This is a genomic window from Butyrivibrio sp. AE3003, from assembly GCF_000686065.1.
Classification (GTDB): Bacteria; Bacillota; Clostridia; order Lachnospirales; family Lachnospiraceae; genus Butyrivibrio; species Butyrivibrio hungatei_A.
In genome coordinates this window covers 3,436,019-3,452,945 of record NZ_JMLX01000001.1, presented here as the reverse complement: position 1 = coordinate 3,452,945, position 16,927 = coordinate 3,436,019, and the positions used below count along the sequence as shown (strand labels likewise).

General features: G+C 40.4%; 12 protein-coding genes. 4 read left to right on the top strand and 8 right to left on the bottom strand.

Annotation, left to right across the window (positions count from 1 at the left end):
* From CD00_RS0116530 to CD00_RS0116520, 3 genes are all read right to left on the bottom strand, one after another.
* The gene (locus tag CD00_RS0116530) at positions 1–732 is read right to left on the bottom strand and encodes a glycosyltransferase family 2 protein (protein WP_026656976.1); all 732 of its coding nucleotides are present in this window, start codon (positions 730–732) and stop codon (positions 1–3) included.
* Between the two features lie 33 nt (positions 733–765).
* Positions 766–1,845 (bottom strand): glycosyltransferase family 4 protein, encoded by a 1,080-nt coding sequence (locus tag CD00_RS0116525; RefSeq protein WP_026656975.1) that lies wholly within the window; start codon positions 1,843–1,845, stop codon positions 766–768.
* 605 nt (positions 1,846–2,450) lie between these two features.
* Positions 2,451–4,061: a DUF4832 domain-containing protein gene (locus tag CD00_RS0116520; protein WP_207640519.1), complete on the bottom strand. Its 1,611-nt coding sequence runs from the start codon at positions 4,059–4,061 to the stop codon at positions 2,451–2,453.
* A gap of 442 nt (positions 4,062–4,503) precedes the next feature.
* On the opposite strand from CD00_RS0116520, the gene CD00_RS0116515 reads away from it, so the two are divergent.
* Positions 4,504–4,833: a helix-turn-helix domain-containing protein gene (locus tag CD00_RS0116515; RefSeq protein WP_034462185.1), complete on the top strand. Its 330-nt coding sequence runs from the start codon at positions 4,504–4,506 to the stop codon at positions 4,831–4,833.
* 131 nt (positions 4,834–4,964) lie between these two features.
* Here the strand turns inward: CD00_RS0116515 and CD00_RS0116510 are convergent, their stop codons facing one another.
* From CD00_RS0116510 to CD00_RS0116490, 5 genes are all read right to left on the bottom strand, one after another.
* Entirely contained in the window at positions 4,965–7,271 is a 2,307-nt protein-coding gene (locus CD00_RS0116510; protein WP_081811954.1) for a glycogen/starch/alpha-glucan phosphorylase, read from the bottom strand.
* A gap of 144 nt (positions 7,272–7,415) precedes the next feature.
* A complete protein-coding gene (locus CD00_RS0116505; RefSeq protein WP_026656972.1) occupies positions 7,416–9,776 on the bottom strand; it encodes a hypothetical protein in 2,361 nt (786 codons plus the stop codon).
* A gap of 295 nt (positions 9,777–10,071) precedes the next feature.
* Complete coding sequence (locus CD00_RS0116500; protein WP_026656971.1) at positions 10,072–11,340, bottom strand: 6-phosphofructokinase; 1,269 nt, start codon at positions 11,338–11,340, stop codon at positions 10,072–10,074.
* A gap of 74 nt (positions 11,341–11,414) precedes the next feature.
* Complete coding sequence (locus CD00_RS0116495) at positions 11,415–12,680, bottom strand: O-antigen ligase family protein (RefSeq protein WP_026656969.1); 1,266 nt, start codon at positions 12,678–12,680, stop codon at positions 11,415–11,417.
* Positions 12,681–13,034: 354 nt separating this feature from the next.
* Positions 13,035–14,006: a hypothetical protein gene (locus CD00_RS0116490; protein ID WP_026656968.1), complete on the bottom strand. Its 972-nt coding sequence runs from the start codon at positions 14,004–14,006 to the stop codon at positions 13,035–13,037.
* A 923-nt stretch (positions 14,007–14,929) separates the two neighbouring features.
* Here CD00_RS0116490 and CD00_RS0116485 point away from each other — a divergent pair.
* Genes CD00_RS0116485 through CD00_RS18895 form a run of 3 tightly spaced genes read left to right on the top strand, consistent with a single transcriptional unit; the run spans position 14,930 to position 16,500 of the window.
* Positions 14,930–15,607 (top strand): response regulator transcription factor, encoded by a 678-nt coding sequence (locus tag CD00_RS0116485; protein ID WP_026656967.1) that lies wholly within the window; start codon positions 14,930–14,932, stop codon positions 15,605–15,607.
* Positions 15,600–15,839, top strand: coding sequence for a hypothetical protein (locus CD00_RS20820; protein ID WP_242838999.1), 240 nt, complete (start codon positions 15,600–15,602; stop codon positions 15,837–15,839). The genes CD00_RS0116485 and CD00_RS20820 overlap by 8 nt, the downstream gene beginning before the upstream one ends.
* Positions 15,829–16,500, top strand: a complete 672-nt coding sequence (locus tag CD00_RS18895) for a sensor histidine kinase (protein ID WP_330370492.1) — start codon at positions 15,829–15,831, stop codon at positions 16,498–16,500. Before CD00_RS20820 ends, CD00_RS18895 begins: the two co-directional genes overlap by 11 nt.
* The last annotated feature ends 427 nt before the right edge of the window (positions 16,501–16,927 follow it).

Sequence of the window (16,927 nt, the reverse complement as noted above, 5' to 3'; positions counted from 1 at the left end):
TCAAAAGAAATCTGTACACAGATCAAGCTGCATGCAGGCACTCATGCCTTCATTCCCCCCGAATCCATGCATATCTGCCCCAACGTTGCAGAAACTGATCCTCTTTCCGTCATTTATCATTTCGTTATATACAGGAGCAACGCCAAATTCATTGTTCTCTCTCACATCATTGACTATCATCCTGTATGCATATTTCACAAAGTCAGAACCCTTCTTAAAATTAAAGATTCCAACGATTGCTTCGTTTGACATATCCTCTTTTTCCCTGACGAGTGTCACCTGTCCGTTTTCATCATATTTGACATAGCTCCACTTGGGCTGATTAGCCGGCGTTGTCATGATAAGTCCGTCATAATCTCTCATTTCATCGAGATATGCATCTATATTCGTATCAATAACCTGCGCACAGCCTGCAATCATAAGTTCATCATCATTATCTATAAATTCCTCCGCAAGGAGCACCGTGCAGGCATCTCCTTCGGTAGTTGCATCGGTAGATATAATCTCGCAGTCGGGTGTTATTTCTCTTAGAATCTTGTCAAGCTCGAATCGTTCGATGTGATCTTCCTGGCAAACATAAATAAATCTATGCTCACACTTAGGTCTGATATTCTGAGTCACATATTCGATCATCGGATGACCGAATATATCGGTAAGTGGCTTGGGAGTTTCGTAAAAAGACTCCGCATATCTGTTACTGCCACCGACCATGGGTATTACTATATTAAGCATTGGTTCTTCCTTTGTAAGTTAAAATCGTTAGTTTCACATCTCCGTTGCTGCGTCACGATATATCTTTTTCATGCGTCTGCTGCTGTCCTCCCATGAACTTTCGGGAATCTCAGCTTCGATCGGATCGTCGACAAGTCTGCAAATACCCTCATAGATGTCTTCTTCATCATAAGGGTCAAAATAAATTGCTCTGTTGCCGAGTTCTTCATGCGCATGAGGCATATCAGCCACAGCTATCGGTCTTCCGCAATTAAGCGCCTCAATAGGCGATACCCCCGCTCCTTCCACAAATGCCGGACAAATATAACCTTCCGACTCGTTTATAAGAGCCGCAAGATCAAGTCTGTCTCTGCATCCTGCGAAAATAATCTCGTCTTCATACTCCTCAAATTCTTCGTACAGATCGTCATAAAGATCATTCTTTCCTACGATCACAAGGCGGATATTCGTATCCCACCTGTCTTTATACATAATGTAAGCGTCTATGAGTCTTAAGATGTTTTTTTCTGACCGGGTATCACCGACACACAACAAAAACGGTGAATATCCTATGTCATACTTTCCCCTTACATCAAGCTCATCGAGTTCATCGTCGTCCATAATCCTGAATTCGGATGAAACCGCATTGCCTACAACTTCAATCTTTTTCTGCGAAACATCATATGTGTTTGCAATGTCCCGTCTGCTGATATTCGATACGGTTACCACTTTATCCGCATGCTTTGCGCAAAACGGGATCATAAGCTTGTTCTTCAGATACTCAACCTTATTAACATTATTCTTATTCTTTTCATGTTCAAAAGAAATGTCATTTATGGTACACACCACAGGACACGGACTGTTAAAAGGCACGTAGTGCAGAGTGTGAAGAACATCCAGATCGTATTTATAACAAAAACTTGTTAATTCAAAAAAATTTCTTGTAAAAGCGTTATTGCTTCTAAAAGGTACAACTTTAAACTTCTTCATGTACCTTGATATATCGGCATCTTTTTCGACAAAAAGATAATACACGTCCCCCTTGTCAGGCTTGAGAGCATCCAATATTCCCCTATAAAAGCTCTCATCCTCGCTCGCGCATCCGAGCATATGTGCATCTATTCCAACTTTCATCTATATATCACCTTTTCAGATTGTTTTATATTTATCATCTTTCATCACGAAAAATGTTAAGTAAAATTATGACTTGGCAAGATCCGCACCGTAAGCTGTACATGTGGTATTGAGCTTATACAATTAGTTAGTTCTCAAATGTTTTTTGCTTTCACAGGCTTCATTGTTTTAATAACCATAAGGTTAATGGATCGTCCAAATAATTTCTTACGGTGCGAAACACTTCTGCTTGCCCAGTCGTGTCCGTCGAGGTATAAAAAAACTCGTTCCCCCCAAGTTTTTTCACTCTATATTTGAAATACCACATTACAAGTGCAAAAAATTTTTCTCTCTTTCCTTCTGTGAAGCACTCTGATACTCTTTCTTTTATAAGCTGTTAATCTTAATGTTTGTGTAACTTTTTACAAAATTCGTACACCTGTGAGCAAATATATGCAATTATTCAGTTTTACTGGATTGTTGGCTTTTTCTATAATTAAATTATATACAATTTGCTTCACATTTGCAACATTTGTTTTAACGTTTACGAACATTTCTTTGAGATTTTTTCCAAAAAAATTCCGAGGCAGCACATGCTTCCCCGGAATTCTATAAAAAACTAATTGTTAACGAACCTCTTTGAATTCAGAACCACCCTTGCTATTTCCGCCTGAAACCTTGATAGTACCGATCTTATTTGCACGGATACCGTCATTGAAGCAATCAGGGTTAGCAAAGCGAATACCTGTCTTTGCGGAAGCCTCTTGTGTATTTCTGTTATTTCTGATCCTAATGTAAACATCCCAATTTCCGGAAGCGATGTCTGAAGGAACAGAGAATGTCCACTTATAGTTCTTGGTAGCAAGAGATGTAAGGTCGTTTGCGTTAAATGAATCAACGCTTGCCACATATGTCTTGTCACCGTTCTTAAGGATTACTTCCGTATACTTCTTTGTAAGGAAGTTACCAAAGCCAAGGTTCTTCATTGAACCGCTCATTGTAAATGTGCCGTCCTTGCTTACCTCTGAAGAAAGCTTTGACTCTTTTACAAGAATTCTGTATCCCATGTGATCACGCATGAATTTTCTGTATGAATGATCGATGTATGGTGCAACATCTGATGCATCAAGTCCCTTAACAAGATCCGACTTGGATACATCAACATGGTTAAGTTCACTTATAAGCACCTCATCCTCACTGTTGATATTGTGGAGGTATGAAAGGTGTGTTCTGTAAAGCTCTGACATAAACTTGGAACCGTCATAGATAGGTGAGCCATGTGACTTTAATGTATCGCGGTCAACATATGCGCACTCACCGCCGTAAGGAACCTCTGTGAGCTTTTCAAGCATATCTATGCCCTTATCACGAGTGATATAAGGCCATTCGTTCTCTTCACCGAATGTTCCGTAATCGGTAGATGTTCCGAGATATCCGTCGTTATACATTCCAAGCCTTTGATTGAGCTTAAGGCTTCCGTTTGCAACTGCTGCGTTAAAGCCTGCTGCGTCATTTGCATATCCGTAATATCCCATAAGATGCTTGGGCGCTCTTACAAGTACCTTGATACTGGGATCAAGCTTATTGAGCCATCTGTCTATAATCGCATTTGAGAACTGAGGATCATAGTTGTTACATTTATCAATATCATACATTGATGAATGCATCTCACCCCAAGGTCCGAACATTCCGCACTCAACAGCAAGCACTACATCTTTGTTCCTGTTGATGACTTCGCTGAGCTGCTTAATGTGCTGACGGATAAGCTCTGTGTTGTGGTACACCGTTGAGTCACCGTCTTTTGTCAAACCGGGCTCATTTCCTACCGTCTTGTCACTTGCATAAGAGAATCTAAGTACAAGTGATGTTCCGTTCTTTCTTGCATTTGAAAGTGTATTCTCAAATGCTTTAAGGAAATTCGGATGCTCAGTCAGATTCTTGTTTCCGCCGCATCCGTTTGAACTGTTATATCCATCCTTTGAGAAACTGTTTCCACTTGAAAAGTATCTGAGATCATACATGATACTGTACATTCCACCCTTAGGATTAAGTACAGGACATGAAGAACTGTCAACCTTAACCCATGTATATGGGCATCTGCCTCTTTCGATGTTATCGGCAAGTTCTGCCCCCGTATCCTCGAGGCGGATTGTTGATCCAAGTGATTCAGCTTTAACGTCTAACGATCCTGCACCGATAGTACCGATTACCATACCGAATGTCAGAATCAAACTCATTAGTCTAGTTTTATTCTTAATCATAATCATCCCCTTTTTTGTTCTTTTCGCACAGTCATTCATCTAAAGAACCACAATTAATGTCTGTGTAACTTTCTTAATAAACCATGTTTATCTAAACAACCATGTGTGTTTTCCCAACATAACATATGTTTTAATGCTTCATACCAATGAATTATATAAGACTGCGCTCCTAAATGCAACAATCACTTTAACAAATATTTTCATATTTTTTTGTGTATTATTAATGTATGCTTTCCGCGCAGTTATCGCATTTTATTCACACCTGTATCGTTTAAGAAAAAAAAATTTATATTGTTTTTACTCAAATATGGTGCATTTTTTTGTCGTATCTGTTATGATGTACATATAATGTTACACATTTGTTACATTTATACTTCGATATAATTAAGAGAAAAACGCCATAAAAGGAGGGGTTGCAATGAAATCAGTATGTGAAGTATATAATAATAATTTTGGAATCCGTCTTTCAAAATTAAGAATGCAAAAGGGAGTTTCGGCTCGAGACATGAGCCTTTCTATAGGACAGAACGCCGGTTACATCAATTGTATAGAAAATGGCAGATCGCTTCCTTCAATGAAAAATTTCTTCTTGATCTGCGATTATCTTGGTATCACACCAAATGATTATTTTAATTACCAAACTTCTTTTCCCAAAAAGTTAAGCAGTGCGGTAGATAACCTGTGTCATCTGGATGACGACAAACTATCTCACATCTCGTCAGTCATTGAATATATGGTAGCTAATTAAGTCACTCCAAAAGTAGCGCTTTTTGGAGGATTATGGGGATTAAAAAGGTCTGCGAACATCTCGCAGGCCTTTTTGAATGCACTCACTTCCCCGCCCCCTGTTGGGTGTGGGGAGGTTGGGCGCTTGGTGCATCAGCATTTCCAGATGTCTCTGTTATACTCTTCTATCGTTCTGTCAGATGAGAAGAATCCCGCTTTTGCAATATTTACAAGCATCATCTGTCTCCATCTGTCTCTGTCTTCATATGCCTCAAAAATCTCGTCCTTCTTCTTGATATAGCTTTCAAGGTCGAGAAGAGTCATGAACCAGTCTTTATTTAAGAGCTCATTGTAGAGTCTCTCAAGGTTCTCTTTATGCCCTACTTTCAAACATTTCCTGCTGACAATAAAATCAACCGCCTCTTTTATCACGGGACTTTTCTTGTAATAATCCTTTGATACATAATCGGCTTTCTTGTAATGTTTGATAACCTCGTCAGCGCTCGCGCCAAAGATAAATATGTTATCATCTCCGACAAGCTCGTGAATCTCGACATTTGCTCCGTCATCCGTTCCAAGTGTCACGGCTCCGTTTAGCATAAACTTCATATTGCCGGTTCCCGAAGCTTCTTTTGAAGCAAGCGATATCTGCTCAGAAACGTCACAGGCGGGAATAAGCTTCTCGGCATATGATACGTTGTAGTTCTGAGCCATAACGACTTTCATGTACTTATTTACATCTTTGTCGTTATTTATTATTTCCTGAAGCACAAGAATGAGATGAATAATATCTTTTGCAATAACATAAGCGGGAGCTGCCTTTGCACCGAATATAAATGTGATCGGTCTCTTAGGCTTTTTTCCGCCCTTTATCTCAAGATACTTGTGAATTATATAAAGAGCATTCATCTGCTGCCTCTTGTACTCATGCAGCCTCTTTACCTGAATGTCAAAGATTGATTCGGGATCTATCTCGATGTTTTCATGCTCTTTGATAAATGCCGCAAGTTCTTTTTTCTTGAGCATCTTTATCTCATCAAGCTTTTCGAGAGTTATCTGATCGTCCTTATATTCAAGGAGCTTCTCAAGTTTTGTCGCATCCTTTTTAAAGCCGTCTCCCACAACATCCGAAATAAAATCGGTCAGCTGACTGTTACATGAAAAGAGCCATCTTCTGAACGTTATTCCGTTTGTCTTGTTATTAAATTTATCGGGATAGATTTTATAAAAATCTTTAAGCTCGCTGTTTTTAAGTATCTCGGTATGTATAGCCGCAACACCGTTTACCGAAAATCCGTAGTGGATATCGATAAATGCCATATGGACTTTCTTTTCTTTATCAATGATCTGAACTTTAGAACTCTTGTACTTAGCCCTTATCCTCTTATCCAGTTCTTTGATATAAGGAACAAGCTGCGGAACTACCTTTTCAAGATACTCAAGAGGCCATGTTTCAAGCGCTTCCGCAAGAATGGTATGATTTGTATATGCACAGGTCTTGCTCACCACGCTTATCGCCTCATCAATATTAAACGCCTTCTCCTCAACAAGTATCCTGATAAGCTCAGGAATTATCATTGTTGGATGCGTATCGTTGATCTGAATCACAGCATGGTTATGAAGCTCGTGCAGATCGTACTGACGCTCCTTCTGTTCTCTGAGAATCAGATGTGCAGCGTTCGATACGAGGAAATACTCCTGATATATCCTAAGGAGATTTCCGGCCACATCCGAGTCATCGGGATACAGGAAAAGAGTGAGATTATTCTTGGTCTTTGTTTTATCGAAGTTAATTCCCTCTTTTACAAGTTTTTCATCTATCGACTCTATATCAAACAGCCTGAGCTTGTTGACACCGGATCTGTATCCGACGATATTCATGTTGTAAAGGCGCGACACTACTTTCTTTCTGCCAAAATAAATATCAAAAGTCGTATCTGTCTTCTCAAGCCAACTGTTTTTCTCTATCCAGTCATTCTTCTCTTCAACTTGGAGATTATCCTTAAACACCTGCTTAAAAAGTCCAAAATGATAGTTGAGTCCGATTCCCTCCCCGGCAAGTCCGAGAGTTGCTATAGAATCAAGGAAGCATGCGGCAAGCCTTCCGAGACCACCGTTTCCCAGAGACGGCTCAGGCTCGTACTCTTCGATCTTGGCAAGATCTTTGCCGTTTTTTGCCAATATATCTTTTATCCTGTCATAGACACGAAGATTAATAAGATTATTGGAAAGAAGTTTTCCGATCAAAAACTCCATAGAGATGTAGTATATTTTTTTCTCACCGTTATTAAGTTCCGTAACATCCATCAAACGGCTCGTCATTTCCAAAAGCACATAATAAGCTTCACGATCTGTGCAGTCTTTTAACGCCTTTCCAAACTGATCTTTTGCAATCCCTTCAAGCTGCTCTTCAAGATTAAGAATCAGTACATCTCGTTGCATATTGGTATGCTTTGACATATTATTATCTCCTTATTCATCCGTATTACGACACCACTTTTTTATAAAACCTTACTTTTATATCTTAACTCTATAAATCCAAAAAGGCTACCGGCGCTAAAAGTACCGATAGCCTTCATATAAGTTTATATATTCATATTAATATCAGCGATCAATAGCCTTTGTTCCTTTGTGTCTCTTGATCTTGATACCGCTTCCACCCTTGATGGTCTCTTTTACAAAAGAGTTCACGATGGCGATATAGCCCGTTCTGTTGTCCCTTGTATAATTATCTTCGAATGAAGCAAACTCTTCATCTTCATAAACAAGAGCAACCGCTTTGCCCTGGACAGTCTTCATGATGATTGTTTCTTTTGTTCCGGACCATACATATGTGTAGTCATAATCTTCGCCATCAAGGAAATTCTGCATATCCTTTGTTATTCCGTCAATAGCATCGTCAAAACTCATAATGGCGGATGAATCCTCTTCATCTTCAGAAGATGTCGTAAGAGCATCAACCTCTGCGCCAAGAATAGAATCAAGCTTCTCTTCGGGAGCTTTCGCAACAGGAGCCTTTGCTACGGGAGTCTTAGCTACTGGAGCAATTACAGGCTCGGCTACGGGCTCGCTCTTTATGCTCTTCTCCTCTTTAAATACAGGAACATCGTCAAATGCAAGTCTGTCTTCTTCAGCAGCTGCTGAGATCATTGCATCCATATCCAATGTATCTGTCTTCTCAGGTGAAGCCTTATATGTATCGCTAAACTTTCTAACCTTATCTGCATCTCTGTCTACAGGCTCGCTGCTTACAGAAAGAGACTCAAACGCATCGCTGCGGTTCTCAGACTTAAATACATCATCACGCATATCAGAACTAAACTTATCTTCACGTCTGTCTGATCCGAATCTGTCTGAACTTAACTTGTCTTCATATCTGTCAGAACTGAACTTATCATCACGCCTGTCTGATCCAAATCCGTCCGATCTAAACTTGTCTTCACGTCTACCGGAACCAAATCTGTCTGATTCAAACTTATCTTCACGTCTGCCGGAACCAAATCTGTCTGATTCAAACTTATCTTCGCGTCTGTCGGAACCAAATCTGTCTGATTCAAACTTATCTTCGCGTCTGTCCGATCTGAATGCATCTCTTCTGTCTGCGTCGCTGCTTACAGAAAGAGACTCAAATGAATCGCTGCTCATCTCTGAACCCAATGTATCCATGCCAAGTGAATCTGTATGAGCAGCAGAAACCTTGATCGGATAATCAGAATCAAATCCGAGGTCTTCTCCCTCAGATCTCATTGCATCCATATTTGCTCTTGCACGTGTTGTATAAGCTCTGGGCTCACGATTTGAATCATCTACCTTTATCTCATCACTGAATCTTCTGCCGGCACCTGAATCTGCAGGCTTAACATCAAATCCAAAATCATCGTTCTTGAGAGAATCGCTGAATTTCTCAGTCTTCTTCTCAGCAAAAGGCTTAACAGTATAATCAGACTCTTCAGCTTTTATAGCATCCTCATATACTCTGTCGGGTCTTGCCGGTGAAGGCTTAACCGTATAATCAAATTCTTCAACCTGTATCCGGTCGTCAAATCTTCTGTCAATTCTTGTTGCGGAAGGATCTGTTGTCTTTCCAAACTCTTCCATCTTGATCTGATCGTCAAATCTTCTGTCGATTCTTACTCCGGAAGACTTCTCGGAAGATGTTCTGTCGAACTCTTCGACTCTTATCTCATCATCAAATCTTCTTCCGACTCTGGGCTCAGAAGGCTTCGCTGCAGATCTGTCGAACTCTTCGATCTTGATCTCATCATCATAGCTTGGATTCTCATCAAAATCGAAATCATCTTCATCTATTATATCTTCATCAAGCGCAGGCTCTTCCATACGCTGAACTGAAGGCTTAACAGGAATGTCAGCCCTCTCGCTCTTAACATTATCCCTTGCGGAATTATTTATTTCATCAGAGAACTTAACCGTATCCTTGGGCTTTTCTTCCTTTTGTGCATTCTGAGCAGCCATTTCTTTTTCCTTGGCAAGAAACTCACCTATATAATCAGGAATTTCTTCAGTTTTATTCTCTTCCTCTACTTCTACATCTTTGCTATCGATAGGAATATCAAATACATTTTCGGGCATCTCTGCTTTTATTGCTGCCATCATGGCATCAATATCGGATAAGTTGACATCCTCTACGGGTGTATCAAATGTTGTGTTCGATTTTTTCAAAGACGAATCTCTCATATAATCACCACCTGACATATTTGGCATTGCTTTACTTATATTTACAATTTCTGCCCCCTCCGAGCGGTTCTCTGCTCTGTCTGATTTCATTTGAGTCCCTCCTTTGGAAGCTTCTTTATTATTCTTTATTTCTGAATCCCTCTGTGATGATGAGAACGTCTCCGGTTCAAAATCATCGTCATCCTCCATGTTATTTGCAAGAAGGCCGTCAACAAAAACTGTTGACATATCCTGTTCATTCAAATAGTCCTTATTTCTCATGCCGTCCATGTCTCGTCTCCTTTCGAGCGTCATATATCAAACGATATTTTACCCCGTTTAAATATATTATCATTTATTTCTGTTAGATTTTACAGTAAATTTTCTATAAATTCTTGCTTATCGCGTATTCATTATTAGAAACATTTTGTGTAAAATCTTCCCCATACCAGCATATTACACGGATATTAATAGTACAACAACAAAACATTAACATTCTAACATGAACTGCCATAGAAATCAATGTTAAAACGTTAATGTCTTGTTTTATGGGCTTTTTCGGCCCTCGGTATTCAATTATTCATGTTTATAAAGCTTCTTTTATAACAAGATGTCTCGGAAGTCCTCCTGCCATAATAGGAGTTACTTCGCCAAAGATAAGCGGACGGGCATATTTCTCAAACTGTTCTGTAAGGCCGCATCCGTCGGGCGTGATCCACTCATCGGGAACCATCTTCTCGTAATTTGCTATTGAATGAATGTCGTATGTTCCGTAAGAGCACATATAAGGGCATTCACTGCTCCAGTTGTTATCGGTTCCGCCTGTCTGATACATCATTCTCTTCATGATGATCATCTTGCCGGTCTCGCCTGCGTTTGCAGCGTTAACAGCTTCAAAGCCGCACTGATATGCTTCTCTTACATCTGTAAGTGACGCAATATGTGAAGCCGCTCTCTGAAGTGTGCTAAGCTCAACGGTTCTCGTTCTGAGTCCCAGTTCTGAGGAAAGTTTATCAGAAAGAACTTTGCACGCAGCACTCATCTGCTTATGTCCGAATGCATCAGTTGCTACGTCTCCGCCAAGCTCACATACATAGGTTCCGTCGGCAAGCTTGATTCCTTCTGAAATCGCAATAAGAATGGGTTTCTTCTTATCAGAAAGTTCTTTCATATGTTTCATGAAAGCATCCATATCAAAAGGCTTTTCCGGAAGATATATCGCATCCGGTCCCGTACAGTCATCTGCTTTTGAAAGAGCTGCCGAAGCAGCAAGCCATCCGGCATTCCTTCCCATTATCTCAACGATCACGGTAGCCGGATTTCTTGTATCTGCTGCCTGGTTATCGCGAATAAGCTCTTTTACACTTGTCGCGATATACTTAGCTGCCGATCCGAATCCCGGACAATGATCGGTAACGGGAAGATCGTTGTCTATTGTCTTTGGGATACCTATAAAGCGCTGGGTTTTGCCGTGATCTTTGGCATAATCAGACAGCTGCATTATAGTGTCCATTGAATCATTTCCACCAACATAGAACAATTTATCAATATTGTTCTTTTCAAGAACATCAAAGATCTTCTTGTAATCAGTATCGTCTTTTGAAGCATCTGATAACTTGTATCTGCATGTGCCAAGTACAGAAGCAGGTGTTCTCTTAAGAAGTTCAACATTGGTCGGATCCGACAGATACTTGTCCAGATCGATAATGTTGCCATTTACGAGTCCCTCAATACCGTGTAACATTCCAAAAACTTTTTGTGCTCCAAGTTCTTTTGCCCTGACGTAAGCCCCTGCAACAGAAGCGTTGATTGCTGCCGTAGGCCCGCCGGATTGTCCGATTATGACGTTATTCATGGTTCCCTCCCAACATTAATATAGTTATCATTAATGATAGCCTCAAAACCACAAAAAGAACAAGTCTTGACTTTTTATCGCCTTTCTTTAGCTACCATTGCAAGCAATATAAAGAACATAGGTGTTGCACACACCATTGAAAAATTCGCGAATGAATATGCCATGTATGAAACAGCAGCTATGAAAGCTATTTCTCTATCTTTTTTACCAAGTCCGGTCTCTAAAAAGCGCTCTACTACGCGGAAGATCAGATATAAATATGCCAAAAGCCCGTGGAATCCCGTACAAACGAGATAGTCGAGATACTCACTATGTGCGGAAGTAAGTGCAAGGCCGTTAAAGCGCGAAGCAAACTCAGCTGCGGCTTCAGGCTTGGCAGCAAGATAATCGTTAAGCGCATACATATATCTGTTGGGACCGACACCTATAATCTTCTTATCCAAAGGAAGACTTCCGTACAGGTCAAAAGAAAGCTTCCATATATATCCTCTTCCGTTTGCAAGATCACCGTTTCTGCTGATAAACAGGACACACACCAAATAAACCAGCATTACACCTGCCACAATCCAAGGTGCAAGCTTTGCGTCAACAATCTTGCGATCCGGTAAAAATTTTCTTTTAAATGCAAACAAAACGGCAATAAGAGCTGATACCAACATCATAGTGGTTCCGCATGAAATAATCGCCAAAACAACAAGTGCGACATATGCTCCGTAGAGCACTCTTTCAATCTTGTCTTTTGTCGTAAAGAGCATGTATACAGCTATCGGAATGATAATCGCCATATACTCGCTGTACCAGCCGTAGTTTCCAAATGTCGAAACATACAAGCTGTTCTGCGCATCTGCACTGCTTGAAAACATAGAAAGCGGATCGAATCCCGTTCTGTTCAAGATTGCCAGAATTGTCGGAAGCACAGATGAAGCTACGATAACATGCACCACCCATGTGTTATAAAAATAGTATCTGGAAATAAAGAAAAACGACAAGATCATGAGGATTATGGTAAGTGCCCCCATGCCAAATCCGGGAACACCGTAGACTGATTCTTTTATAGAATCCGACAACAATGTTGATATCAGGACCACTCCTCCAAAGATAGCCATTGCAACATCAACCTTAGAAAATGTCCTCTTTCGCAGACTTTCGTCATTTATCTTTTGCAAGTCATCTATTACAGATGTAATGACATAAAGAACAAGAGTGATCCCACACAAAAATAAATAAGCATCTGTCTTGTGTACACTTATATTTTCGTAGGTACCCTTGTTATAGATCGGTATTACAAAAAACACCGAGAGCACGTAAAAAAGCGCGACGTAGTTCTTATATTTTTTCATAATCAACCCCAATTACTCATATTTTTCCCCATCATAAAAACGAAATATGCCGCTTCAGCGACCAAAATCCGGTACAACAAACAGCATCAGGCAAGTTCTGATTCCGTTCGCTATATGTTCAACAGCCCCTTCCAGTTGAACGTAAATAGGTCCCGCTTCATGTTATGAGGCGAGACCTAACATTTTAGCTAGTATATAATATTACACAACTATCCGTGGTTTACAACCATTTATTAACGTTCAACAGTATATAAACTACGAAAAATGAAAATTTGCGCATCTGTTACCATCCACATATCGCAAAATCTTTTCCCATGTGATATTCAGGAAAAAGACATCCCTCAAAGCCTTAATTTATCTTGAAGACTCTGTTGATGCACTGTCAGAAGCCTTCTCTGATGTCTTGGAAGTCTTATCAGATGCTCCTGTTGATGCGCTGTCTGATGCTGTATCGGAAGTCTTGTTTGATGTCTTATCTGATGCACCGGTTGATGCACTCTCAGATGCTTTCTCAGTTGTCTTATCTGAAGCACCTGTTGATGAACCTGCAGAAGCGCTCTCAGATTTCTTCTTATCCTTATCTGCGCTGTTATTTGCGGTTCTGTCTGTTTTATTGTTTGTTGTACTGTCAGTAGCATTGTTAGCAGCCTGTACAGGTGATGTTCCTGCAGGGCTCTTTACAACCGCATACATTACGTTTGAAGATGCAGCCTGCTCAACATTGGCAGTAACCACACTTGCAATAGTGCTGGTATTATTAAATACCTTGTATGCTCCGCCTGCATAAACGGCAACTATAGAATAATCCATGCCTGCTGTCTGGAAATCTGCAGGAATTCCGATACTGATAGTACCTGCTGTTCCTTCTGTACTGCTTGTAAACTTGCCACCGGCCATCTTTCCGTAATAAACATTTATACAAGGGCCAACCGTTCCGCTAAATGAAGCCGCAACATTGTTTGCAACCGCAACTGCTGCTGAACTCTTTGTTGCATCAGTATCTGCAACCTTTACAAATGATCCTGTTCCGGGAGTAGAAGGTGTAAGTGCCACACCCTGAACTTTCTTTGCAAAATAATAGCCGTCAACCGCTGACTTAACGCCTGCAACAGTTTTATTTACGGGAGCCGTTGCCTCCTTAATCATATTCTCAACTTCTTCCTGAACTTTCTTCTGTCTTGCCTCCTCAGCACGTTCTTCTTCAGTCGGTCCATCATCTTTCTCTTCTCCTGATACTGCAGCAACCGCCTCAGTAACCGGTGTCATAAAGATGGCACCCATCAATCCTGCAACTACAACGTACTTCATAAGCTTTCTAAATTCCATTTTACATTCCTCCTTATTTACGAAAATCAAAATAGAAATGCCTGTATTTTAGATGCTACTCTCATTAAAACTTTTTGCAATTCTTTGGATAGATTCTTTAGATAGATTTAAGATGGATGATTGAAAGTTTATGATTTGTTCAGAGAATGTTTATTATTTTTGGAGGTTTTATCTTGCTTGTTCTGCTTATATTGGAATTTGTTCAATAATAGGCAGTGCATTTTTCATGTCATCGTATCACTATCTCCGCCGTCATCTGCTCACATATAGTATATTTTTATTATAGGCAGTGCGTTTTTCCGGTTCGAATCTGCTCAGATATGTCTTATCTTAATTATGAGCAGAGCCATTTTCCTAGTCACATCTGCTCAATTTTCTACATCTCATAATATAGTCAGTTGAAAAAGCCTCAGTAGCTTTTATTTTTTCTAATCGCAATCCAATATTGTCTGCTCATATGCCCCTTCCCTAAATTATAAGCAGTCCATTCTTTCTTTCAGCAACTGCTCATATTTCCACATCCCTCTATATAATCAGTTAAAACCTCTTAATTTTGCCTGCTCATTCCATTGATTTCACAATAATGAGCAGAAAATCACGCAGAATCCACTCTATTCCGAAATATCCCCCTTATAGTAACCATCTGCATAAAAGTTGATGAACATATGCATGCCTCAAAAGAAAGCATCTGATTTTATTCATATGAAGCACCGTCTTAGCAAATTGCAAGTTTCCTTAGTGAATGGAAATGCACGACATAGATGTGCTAATCTAATACTTGAACAAAAAAACAACATATTTCTAAGTTTAGTTAGCATTCAATCTTTTATTCACTTATTCGTAAATGAATCAAAAGACAGCCGTCCGCTCTACATGTCAAGTACATTAGCACCACAACTTATACATCATAAGGAGAACACATTTTGGAACAGATTCTGATAGTCGAAGACGATTCTACGCTTAACAACGGCCTTTGCCAGGCATTGAAGGATGCGGGCAGGCAGCTTGTTTCGTGTGAATGCATCAGCGAAGCAAAAGAGCAACTGGCTCTTGGCATGGTTACTCTTGCAATTCTTGATATAAATCTTCCGGACGGGAACGGACTTGATCTGTTAAAAGAGATCAAGGACAGCACTCCAGATATTCCTGTAATCATGCTTACCGCAAATGATACGGACAAAGACATTGTGTCAGGCCTCGAACAAGGCGCAGACGATTACATAACAAAGCCATTCTCTCTTGCCGTACTTCGTGCAAGGGTTAATACACAGCTTCGCAAGGCTCATACAGGAAAAGACACTGAAAAATATGCAGAAACACCTTATGTTTTTGATTATAAAAACATGATTTTTTCAAATAACGGACAAACCGTGGAGCTTTCCAAAACAGAGCAGCGACTCCTGCGAATCCTCACCGACAACGCAGGCATGACCGTTAAAAGAGATACTCTGATAGACAGGCTCTGGACAAGCGATGCAGAATACGTCGATGAGAACGCTCTTTCCGTCACGGTAAAAAGACTCAGAGACAAGCTCTCTGCTCAGGATAAGATCAAAACAATATACGGAATCGGCTACAGTTGGGTGAAACAGAATGGATAATATAATTCTTATAATCGGTATCTTCTTGATTCTCGCAGCCTGCATTATCGCAGTCACCGAAAGGCTTCGCTCCAGGAGAATACTTGATTCTATAGAAAAAATGCTTCATATGGCAATGAACGGTGAATTCCCCGCTGAAACCTTCGATGAAGGAAGGCTCTCCAAGCTTGAATCGGAGCTTGCAGCTTTTTTAAGTTCCTCTTCTATCTCCGCAAAAAAACATAGAAAATGAGCGTGACAAGATAAAGTCACTAATCTCAGATATCTCTCATCAGACCAAGACTCCTATCTCAAATCTCATATTATACAGTGAGCTCTTGGAAAACGGCGAGCTTTCCGGCGTTGACCGTTCAAATGCAGAAGCGATCCATGCTCAGGCTGAGAAACTAAGATTCCTCATAGACAGTCTCGTCAAACTATCAAGACTCGAAAACGGAATACTTGCACTGGAACCGCAAGAAACACCTTTAATGTCACTACTTGAAGATATAGTCCGTCAGTTCGAGGAAAAAGCAGAAAAGAAAGGCCTTAAACTTGAGCTCAATAAAACGGATGCAAAAGCAGTCATCGACGCAAAGTGGACACATGAAGCCCTCGCCAATATTGTCGACAATGCCATAAAATACACAGATAACGGCAGCATCAAAATAAGCGTCACTCCCTACGAGATGTTCGTCCGCGTAGATATCAAAGACACCGGCATCGGCATTTCCGAAGAAGAACATCCCAAAATATTCAAGCGCTTCTACCGTGGAACTGAAGTTAAGCAAAAAGAAGGCGTCGGAATCGGACTCCACCTCGCCCGCGAGATTATTTCCGGCGAAGGCGGCTACATTAAGCTGTCCTCCACTCCGGGCGAAGGATCGACATTCTCAGTATTCCTGCCTCGGTAATAATCTAAATAAACAATCATCCGCTGCCCTGTGTCGCCGAAATACCGTCTGTTACTTCATCTGAAAACACAATATTTACCGGAGGAATTGTATAAAAATATTCTTCACTTCATGATAATATCCCTATCGAAAAACGCAATCCGCGAAATATAGACAGGGTAAAGACTGCTATTTTCCCTGTCTAAAAGTCCCATCTGCCGAAAACAGACAGGGTAAAGACTGCTATTTTCCCTGTCCAAAAATCTCATCTGCTGAAAACAGACAGGGATAAACCCGCTATTTTCCCTGTCCAAAAATCTCATCTGCTGAAAACAGACAGGGATAAACCCGCTATTTTCCCTGTCCAAAAATCTCATCTGCTGAAAACAGACAGGGATAAACCCGCTATTTTCCCTGTCCAAAAATCTCATCTGCTGAAAACAGACAG